Genomic DNA, 849 nt, shown 5'->3' with positions numbered 1-849 from the left:
GGCGCCGTTGCGCTCGTTGACCTGCCCGGGCGGCTTGGGCTGGCCCGGAGGGTAGCCCAGATGCAGATTCATCTCCGCGCCCATCGCGCGCTCGATGACCGCCTTGTTGAACGCCAGCATCAGGTCCTGCACCTCGGCCGGAGTCATCGGTCCCTTGACCAGCTGGTCCAGCAGTTCCTTGGGCAGTTCAGGCAGCGGCCCTCGGGCCGCTGCCTGACGCGCTACAGTTCGTCTTTTCTTCTTCATCGGCATATCCATGGCCTTTACACGTCATGATATGCACCGCCCACGAAATAACGGATAGGTCCCCGCCTGGGATCGCTGGAACAATCGCCGGGTTTTTCTTTTGCATCTCGATGCGAACTTCCGTCCAATCTCGCGAAGCAACGAACCAGAACGCCAGCGAGCCGCTGCTATCTTCGCCGGGCTGTGAGAGCAGCGCGGCTGGCGTACCCGCTTCCTCGGCGTCAGCCGCCAACTTTCAAGCCCCGAAATCCACTCGGATAACGGGGCTTCTTTTTGGTTCATCGCGGGAAACCGTGGAGCGTTTGAGGGGGATTGCGTAACCTGACGCCTGACTTTAAGGACGTCAGGAGGAGCAATTGCTCGATCGCAAGGCACTTCAGGCACTGGGCTACTGGACGGGCTATCGGTTAGAGCGGGTGGAATGGCCGGAAGGAGAAGGCCGTACGCTATCGCTGCATTTGAAGCCGGTCAGCAAGGTGACCCTGCCTCGTTTTCACGTACAGCATGTCATGCAGCAGCGCGTACGGTTTCGTATTCGACGGGAGTGCAGTAGTCGATCGACGTGTGCATGCGCTGTCGATTGTAATAGCCTTCGATCCAGTC

At 59.6% G+C, this 849-nt stretch carries 1 protein-coding gene and 2 pseudogenes; 1 reads left to right on the top strand and 2 read right to left on the bottom strand.

Features of this window, described 5'->3' with window-relative positions; translation table 11 throughout:
• Positions 1-246, bottom strand: a pseudogene (locus tag G3O00_RS42995) (IS256 family transposase); the annotation flags it as partial.
• 356 nt (positions 247-602) lie between these two features.
• Here G3O00_RS42995 and G3O00_RS42990 point away from each other — a divergent pair.
• Positions 603-725 (top strand): annotated as a pseudogene (locus G3O00_RS42990) (ISL3 family transposase); the annotation flags it as partial.
• Positions 726-753: 28 nt separating this feature from the next.
• Here the strand turns inward: G3O00_RS42990 and G3O00_RS44260 are convergent.
• Positions 754-849, bottom strand: a 96-nt coding sequence (locus tag G3O00_RS44260) for an IS3 family transposase (RefSeq protein ID WP_346779005.1), incomplete at its 5' end; no start/stop codon positions are given.

The sequence above is a fragment of the Burkholderia sp. Ac-20384 genome (assembly GCF_017104605.1).
GTDB lineage: Bacteria > Pseudomonadota > Gammaproteobacteria > Burkholderiales > Burkholderiaceae > Burkholderia > Burkholderia lata.
This window is presented reverse-complemented; position numbering and strand designations above follow the sequence as displayed.